We start from the raw sequence: 7778 nt of genomic DNA, 5'->3' as shown, positions 1-7778 counted from the left end.
CTGCCGCAGGTAGGCGTTGAATTCGGCCGGTACGCCGCTGGGCAGCGGGTCGTTGTTGTTCACCCAGGACGCCCACGCGGTGTTGATGGCCGGTACATGACCGCCGGTGATCATCTTCGCCATCAGAGGGTCCGCCGCGGAGTCCCAGATCCACTCCGGCCCGGTCGCCGCGGCACCCTGGGCCCCGGGTGCCGCCGCCCACGCCCTGGCGGGGTTCGCCACGCCCACGAGGCCGAGCGCGACACCGAGGGACAGTGCCTTTCGCCTGCTGAGGTTCTCCATTGACTTACCTGCTTCCCTGATGGGCCAGACGGTTCCAGGTGCCTTCGCGAACTTGCCGGTTGCGCGGGGCGATACGTGCCGAACCATGCCGCAACCTTGTCGCACAGATGTGATTCTCGATTAACATAGCGAGCCGCGTGGGCGGGGGCAATGGTGGCGGCAGAGGCCGCCGGGAGCGCCGTCGCGAGCCAAGTCCACGCCGTTCCGGGCCGCTTCACCCAGGCGATCGTGCGCAACCCCTGGCGATCACGGCGCCGCGTGTGCTCCCCTGATGAAACAGTGAAGCACGATGTGTTTCATCGCATCAATCCCGGTGACATGTCCCGGGCAAACCGGTGAGGAGTGCGCAGAGATGGACGAGCTGAGCAGGCGCAAGATGCTGATCACGGGAGGGGCGCTCGGTGCAATCGGGGCGCTGGGAGCGGCGTCGCCGGCCCATGCGCGCGCCCTGTGGACCTGGGCGCCGAGCGGTTCGGTGGCGGGCAGGGGAGCGGGGCTCGACCCCGAGTGGGTCTGGGACGAGGAGGCCGACCCGCTGCTCGCCGCCGTGATCGAACGCGGCGAGGTCGCCCAGGTCAACCAGGCGCTGCGGCAGTGGACCCGCAACGACCAGCCGCTGCCGTCCGGTCTCCCCGCGGACGTGCGCGACTTCATGGAGTCGGCGCGGCGGCTGCCGTCCTGGGCCGACSSSGSCAAGCTSGCCSSSGCCGCCGACTTCAACCGGCGCCGGGACACGTACCTCTTCATGCTCTACGGCCTCGGCAGCGGCATCATGAGCACCGTGATCCCGCGCGAGGCCAAGAGCGTCTACTGGTCCGCGGGCGGCGCCGACATGCAGGACCGCGCGGCCAAGACGTTCACCTTCGGATACGACCTGGCCGAGCTGGCGCCTTCGAGCCGACGGGACAGTTCGTCGTCACCGCCAACAAGACACGCGTGGTGCACGCGGCGGTGCGTCATCTGCTGCCGCAGTCGCCGCACTGGCGGGCGGTCGCCGACGAGACCATCCCGATCAGCGCCGCCGACATCCTGGTCACGTTCCACAGCCTCGGCACCTACGTCCACCGCAAGCTGCTGGACTGGAGGATCCCGTACCCGGCGGCCGACCAGGAGGCGTTCCTGCACTCGTGGCAGGTCGCCGTCCACCTGCTCGGCGTGCCGTACGAGCACATCCCGAAGACCGGGAAGCAGGTAAGTCAATGGAGAACCTCAGCAGGCGAAAGGCACTGTCCCTCGGTGTCGCGCTCGGCCTCGTGGGCGTGGCGAACCCCGCCAGGGCGTGGGCGGCGGCACCCGGGGCCCAGGGTGCCGCGGCGACCGGGCCGGAGTGGATCTGGGACTCCGCGGCGGACCCTCTGATGGCGAAGATGATCACCGGCGGTCATGTACCGGCCATCAACACCGCGTGGGCGTCCTGGGTGAACAACAACGACCCGCTGCCCAGCGGCGTACCGGCCGAATTCAACGCCTACCTGCGGCAGGTCAACGTCCTGCCCTCCTGGGCCGACCGCGCCAAGCTCGCCCGCGCCGCCGACTTCAACCGGCGCCGGGACACGTACCTCTTCATGCTCTACGGCCTCGGCAGCGGCATCATGAGCACCGTGATCCCGCGCGAGGCCAAGAGCGTCTACTGGTCCGCGGGCGGCGCCGACATGCAGGACCGCGCGGCCAAGACGTTCACCTTCGGATACGACCTGGCCGAGCTGGGCGCCTTCGAGCCGACGGGACAGTTCGTCGTCACCGCCAACAAGACACGCGTGGTGCACGCGGCGGTGCGTCATCTGCTGCCGCAGTCGCCGCACTGGCGGGCGGTCGCCGACGAGACCATCCCGATCAGCGCCGCCGACATCCTGGTCACGTTCCACAGCCTCGGCACCTACGTCCACCGCAAGCTGCTGGACTGGAGGATCCCGTACCCGGCGGCCGACCAGGAGGCGTTCCTGCACTCGTGGCAGGTCGCCGTCCACCTGCTCGGCGTGCCGTACGAGCACATCCCGAAGACCTGGGCGGCCGCCGAGCGGCAGGCGGCGCAGATGCTCGACCCGATCCTCACCCCGTCGACCGAGGGCATCGCCCTCGCCGAGGAACTGCTCGGCCTCACCGCGCAGATCGACCTCGGGGTGACGCGCGGATTCCTGAACGAGTTCGTGCGCTACGTCCTCAGCGACGACGTCGGCGACTGGCTGGGACTCAAGCGCGACTACGCGTCTGCCGCCCTGGTGCGCACCGCCTGGCCGGCGTTCATCCTCTTCCGCGAGGGGCTGTCACCCGTCATGCCCGGCACCTTCTACATGTTCGACCAGTTCGTGCGCGCCCTGGCCATGCTCTTCCTCAACAAGGGCTCCTCCGGGAAGACGACCCCCATCACCATCCCCACCGGCAACAGGGCCGCCTGAGCCCGCCGTTCCGCTCCCGGACGTGCCCGCACCACGGAGACAGGGGCCGTGGACGGGCACCGTGGTGGGGTGCCGCTCGCCGGCGGCGCCCCACCACCCGCGCTCCGGCTCCCGTCAGAGCCCGAGAGCGGCCACGACCAGAGCCGTCACGGCCTCCCGGTCACCCGGGGTGTCCCGCCACCGCAGCCTGCGTCCCGCCTCGACCACCACACCGAAGCCCGCGTGCGTCAGCACCCGTGCCTGGCGCGGGTCCAGCTCCGGCCGGGCCAGCCGCAACCGCTGCTCCCAGACGGCGATGTGCCTGCGCTGCGCCAGTACCAGGGGTCGCCGCGGGCCGGCCGGCAGACCGCGGACCTCTGCCTCGGCGACACTGTTGAGCTCGGTGTACTCGAAGCTGTAGGCCACGTACGTCGCCGCCAGCGCGACGACCGCGTCACGCGCGCCGTCCACCCCGGCCAGACTCCGCTCCACCCCCTGGGCCAGCAGGCCCGCCGCCTGGAGACAGGCCGCGGCCAGGATGTCGGTCTTGCCGGGGTAGTGGCGGTAGAGCGCGGACGGGGTCAGCCCCACCGCCTCCGCGATCTGTCCGTTGGTGACACTGGTGAATCCGTCCCGGGCGAACAGCGGGACGGAGGCCGCGAGGATCTCCTCGCGCCGGGTGCGCGGCACCGGCCGGGGAGGCAGCTCCACCGGGTGCGCGGCCGCCCCGCCCGCCGCCGGGTCCGTACCGGTCACCCGCAGCGCGGACGCCAGCAGCAGCGCCTCGGCCCGGCGCTGGGCGATGGAGGTGCGGTGCATCGTGACGGACCCGATCGCGCCGAGGGCGGCCGTGGCCCGCAGGCGCCCGTCGGGCAGCGGGTGTTCGCGCTGCACGGCCTCGTCGACCCGCTCGACCAGGCGGTCGAACTTCACCTTGAGGCGCAGGCGGTCCTCGCGGTCGAGGTACCGGGCCTCCCAGCGGTACACGCCGCCCGACGCGCGGTGGGCGACGGTGATCCGGGTGACGGCGGTGAGCACGTCCGCCAGGGACGCTCCGGCCGGCACCTCGTCCAGCGCGGTGACCAGGCCGTCCACCATGACGTCGGCGCACTCGGCGAACAGCGCGTACTTGTTGGGGAAGTGACGGTACAGAGCGGTCGCGGTGATGCCCACCGCGGCGGCCACCTCCTCCATCGACGCCGCGTGGTAGCCGCGCTCGCTGAAGGCGCGCCCTGCCGCGTCGACGATGAGCTGCCTGCGGTTGCGCGGCCGGGTGGCCGGGGCCGGCCGCGCCGTCCCGGCCGGACGTGCGGACGGAGGGACGGAGGCCATGCGGATCAGTGAATCACACGCCCCCAGTGGGCAGGACGCCTTCCGCGCGAACCGCCCGGGACACGGACCGGCCGGTCAGCCGAAGGTGAGGACCGGCTTGACGACGCTGCCGTCCCGCATGGCCGCCACCGCCGCTTCGATGTCCTCGAACGGGAAGGTGGTGACCAGCCGGTCGACCGGGAGGAGGCCGCGCCCGCGCAGGGCGATCAGCTCGTGGAGGAAGCGGCCGGGATCGGCATCCCCCTCGATCACCCCGTGCACGCGGACCCCCTTGGCGAGCAGACCCATCACGTCGAACGTCACCTCGCCGCCCATGCCGAGCAGGGCGAGCTCCCCGCGCGGGCGCAGCGCGCCGACGGCAAGGCGGGCCATCTCCGGGCGGCCGGTGGTCTCGACGACGTGGTGCGCACCACCGCCCGTCAGCTCGCGCAGCGTCGCCGTCAGGCCGTCCCCGGGCGCCACGGCGGCACCGGCGCCGAGCTCGACGGCCAGGGCACGGCGGGACGCGACCGGGTCGACGGCGACCACCGGATCGCAGCCCACGGCCACCGCCGCCATCAGCGCACTCAGACCGACCCCGCCCGCGCCCAGCACGACCAGTGCGGAACCGGGCCGGGGGCGCAGCCGGTTGAGCACGGTGCCCGCGCCCGTCTGGACGCTGCAGCCCAGCGGCGCGGCGACCTCGGCCGGCAGGTCCGGGGGCACCTTGACGACGCCTCGTCCGTGGACGACGGCGTGCGTGGCGAAGCTGGACTGGCCGAAGAATCCGGCGCGCAGCGGTGCGCCGCCCAGGGTCAGCGCGGTGGTGCCGTCGGGCCGCCCGCCGGAGAGGTTGCGGGCCCGTGCGGCGTGGCAGTAGGCCGGGTGGTCCGCCGCGCACTGCTCGCAGGTGCCGCAGCTGGCGAAGGTGAGGCAGACGCGGTCGCCCGGCACGATGCCGGTGACCTCCGCCCCCACCGCCTCGACGATGCCCGCGCCCTCGTGGCCGAAGACCATCGGGGTGAGCCGTGCGGGCCAGGTGTCCCGCATGACGAGGTCGGTGTGACAGATGCCGGCCGCGGTCGTCCTCACCAGCACCTCGCACGGCCGCGGGTCCTCGAGTTCCGCCTCCCGCAGGGCGAACGGGGCGCCCGGGGCCGCGGTGACCGCGGCGCGGACGCGCCTCACGAGTCCTCTCCGGCACGCGGTGCCTCCTGCGGGGCCCCGGCGGCGCGCTCCAGGAAGAAGTAGAAGAAGGGGCCCTCGGCGGGCACGCCCTTGGCGTTCATGATCCCCATCAGAGTGGTGTCGTCCAGCCGCTTGAAGTGGTCGAGGACCGGCTGGCCGTCGTAGATCATGGTGGCCGTCGTCTCGCCCCGGAACTCGACCGTCCACAGGCTGGCCTCGCCCTTGCCGAGCTCGCGGTCGGAGTACAGCGCACCCGTCGCGTCGCGGCAGATCAGCGGTTTGACGTCGTGCACGGACGTGAACGTCTTGCCGTACCAGCCCGCCTTCTCCAGCACGCCGTCGAGGGGGTGCCCGGTGCGGAACTCGCCGCCCGTCCACTCGCCGAGCATCTCCTCGGGGCGGACGGTGGCCAGCGCCGCCCAGATGGCGTCGAGTTCGGAAGGGGAGACCGGCCCGTCCTCCTGCCGCAGCTCCCGGAACCGGGCGCGGGCCTCGTGCACGTCCATACGGTGTCCTCTCGTCGGTGCTCACAGGGGGAACGGGAACGACGGGGCGGTGCCGGTGCGGGCCGCGCGCCGGGGGAGTACCGGGCCGCGGCGCGTCACCGGGAGGTGCGCGGGGCGGAGACCCGGGCCGCTCCGCCGCGTGCGAGGGAGGAGCCCCCGGCGAACGGGAGCGGGGAGTCACCGCCCACCGTGCCGGGGTGGCCCACGGTGCCGAGGCTCAGCAGCACATGGCGTGCGGCGACTTCCTCCGCGGTGAGCGGGCCGTCCTCGCGGAACCAGTTGGCGACCCCCTGGCACATCACGAGCACCGAGCGCACCGCGTCGGCCGGGATCGGCGTGGTGAAGACGCCCTGGGCGCGGCCCGCCTCGACGGTGTCCAGCAGCATGTGCTGGAGATAGTCGCGCAGGGCGACGTAGCGCGCCCGGTTCTCGGGCTCCAGACTGCGGATCTCGGTGTCCAGGAAGGCCAGTTGCCGGCGGTGGGCCATGTACAGCACGATCGACTCGACCATGCCGCAGAAGCGTGCCAGCGGATCGTCACCGGCCTCCCCGGCGGCGGCCCGGCAGCGGTCCAGGACGTCCTTGATGGACGTCTCCAGCAGGGTGGCCAGCAGAGCCTGCTTGTTCTCGTAGTGGTAGTAGAGCGCCGGGACGGTGACGCCGACCCGGCCGGCGATGTCCCGCACCGACGTGCCGTGGTAGCCGTGCTCGTTGAAGGCCTCCATGGCGCGCATCAGGATCGCGTGCAGGTCGAGCGGTCCGTAGGAGCGCCAGTGCTGCGCCGGGGGCGTGGTGTCCTGGCTCGGCTCGGTGTTCAACGGCTCTCCTCGGGGCGGGCGGCGATCGGCGACATCGTACGGCTGTGACACCGCACCACCTCCTTCCGGCTCCTTAGCGCTCGATCAGGAGATCTCGTCTCCGGCGCCCGGTCTGCTGTCACTTCCCCGGTCAGTATCCACGAAAACTCGTGGCGCACGGGGAGTTGACCCCTCAGGCGTCCCCTTCTACGTTCTTAGCGAACGCTCAGTAAGCCTCTCGATCGACGGCGGTGTGTCCGCCCCAGCCGAGAAAGGAACCCATGAGCCGGCACCCCACCGACCCTCCCGGACACGCTGTGGCGGGCCCGCTGGACGGCGTGCGCGTGGTCGAACTGGCGGGGATCGGTCCCGGTCCGTTCGCCGCGATGCTCCTCGCCGACCTGGGCGCCGACGTCGTCCGCGTGGACCGGCCCGGCCCCTCGCCGCTCGGCGGCGACCCCGCCCGCGACGTGACCAACCGCAACAAGCGCTCCGTCCTGGTCGACCTCAAAGCGCCCGGAGGACCGGGCGCCGTGCGGGCGCTGGCGGCGCGCGCCGACATCCTGGTGGAGGGATACCGGCCCGGTGTCGCCGAGCGGCTCGGAGTCGGCCCCGGCGCGTGCATGGCCGTCAACCCCGCGCTGGTGTACGGCCGGATGACCGGCTGGGGCCAGCAGGGCCCCCTCGCCTCCCAGGCCGGACACGACATCGGCTACATCGCCACCGCCGGCGCCCTCTCCATGATCGGCACCCCCGGCGGACGGCCCGTCTTCCCCGTCAACCTGCTCGGCGACTACGCCGGCGGATCCCTCTACCTGACCACCGGAGTCCTCGCCGCCCTGCTCACCGCCCGCGCCACCGGCCGCGGGCAGGTGGTGGACGCCGCGATCGTGGACGGCACCGCACACCTCACCGCCATGTTCTGGGGCATGCTCGCCGAAGGCACCTGGCAGGACGCCCGCGGCCGCAACCTGCTCGACGGCGGCTGCCCGTACTACGGCGTCTACGAGACCGCCGACGGCGGCTGGATGGCGGTCGGCGCCCTGGAGCCGCAGTTCTACGAGGTGTTCGTCGCCCTGCTGGGCCTCGACGGCGAGGACCTGCCGGACCGCGCCGACCCGCGCAACTGGCCCGGGCTCCACGCCCTGTTCACCACCCGGTTCGCGGCCGCGTCCCGCGAGGAGTGGACGGCGGTCTTCGAAGGCACCGACGCCTGCGTCGCGCCCGTGCTCTCGCTGCACGAGGCCGCCGGGCACGCGCACCTGACCGCTCGCGGCACCTACACCGAGGCGTACGTCAGGGGTGAGGAGAGTTCCATC

At 72.5% G+C, this 7778-nt stretch carries 6 protein-coding genes and 2 pseudogenes; 3 read left to right on the top strand and 5 right to left on the bottom strand.

Annotation, left to right across the window (positions count from 1 at the left end):
• Positions 1 to 282, bottom strand: a pseudogene (locus EAO77_RS35030) (DUF2236 domain-containing protein); the annotation flags it as partial.
• A gap of 352 nt (positions 283 to 634) precedes the next feature.
• On the opposite strand from EAO77_RS35030, the pseudogene EAO77_RS35025 reads away from it, so the two are divergent.
• A pseudogene (locus tag EAO77_RS35025) lies at positions 635 to 1641 on the top strand (oxygenase MpaB family protein).
• Entirely contained in the window at positions 1536 to 2678 is a 1143-nt protein-coding gene (locus tag EAO77_RS35020; protein ID WP_261994294.1) for an oxygenase MpaB family protein, read from the top strand. The pseudogene EAO77_RS35025 and the gene EAO77_RS35020 overlap by 106 nt, the downstream one beginning before the upstream one ends.
• Before the next feature lie 114 nt (positions 2679 to 2792).
• Here the strand turns inward: EAO77_RS35020 and EAO77_RS35015 are convergent, their stop codons facing one another.
• From EAO77_RS35015 to EAO77_RS35000, 4 genes are all read right to left on the bottom strand, one after another.
• Positions 2793 to 3989, bottom strand: a complete 1197-nt coding sequence (locus EAO77_RS35015) for a TetR/AcrR family transcriptional regulator (protein WP_147992365.1) — start codon at positions 3987 to 3989, stop codon at positions 2793 to 2795.
• A gap of 75 nt (positions 3990 to 4064) precedes the next feature.
• On the bottom strand, positions 4065 to 5156 hold the full coding sequence (locus EAO77_RS35010; RefSeq protein WP_147992364.1) for an NAD(P)-dependent alcohol dehydrogenase: 1092 nt from the start codon (positions 5154 to 5156) through the stop codon (positions 4065 to 4067).
• Positions 5153 to 5662: a DUF4334 domain-containing protein gene (locus EAO77_RS35005; protein WP_147992363.1), complete on the bottom strand. Its 510-nt coding sequence runs from the start codon at positions 5660 to 5662 to the stop codon at positions 5153 to 5155. The genes EAO77_RS35010 and EAO77_RS35005 overlap by 4 nt, the downstream gene beginning before the upstream one ends.
• 95 nt (positions 5663 to 5757) lie before the next feature.
• Positions 5758 to 6480, bottom strand: a complete 723-nt coding sequence (locus EAO77_RS35000) for a TetR/AcrR family transcriptional regulator (protein WP_147992362.1) — start codon at positions 6478 to 6480, stop codon at positions 5758 to 5760.
• A 260-nt stretch (positions 6481 to 6740) separates the two neighbouring features.
• On the opposite strand from EAO77_RS35000, the gene EAO77_RS34995 reads away from it, so the two are divergent.
• The coding region (locus EAO77_RS34995) for a CaiB/BaiF CoA transferase family protein (RefSeq protein WP_147992361.1) at positions 6741 to 7778 on the top strand (1038 nt) is incomplete at its 3' end.

This window comes from Streptomyces sp. T39, assembly GCF_008042045.1.
Classification (GTDB): Bacteria; Actinomycetota; Actinomycetes; order Streptomycetales; family Streptomycetaceae; genus Streptomyces.
The sequence above is the reverse complement of the archived record's forward strand: the minus strand, read 5'-3'. Positions and strand labels throughout refer to the sequence as shown.

What these genes read in the sequence shown, in the direction of transcription:
- EAO77_RS35015 (WP_147992365.1), bottom strand. Translation starts at nt 3,989, where the DNA reads ATGGCCTCCGTCCCTCCGTCCGCACGTCCGGCCGGGACGGCGCGGCCG.
- EAO77_RS35005 (WP_147992363.1), bottom strand. Translation starts at nt 5,662, where the DNA reads ATGGACGTGCACGAGGCCCGCGCCCGGTTCCGGGAGCTGCGGCAGGAG.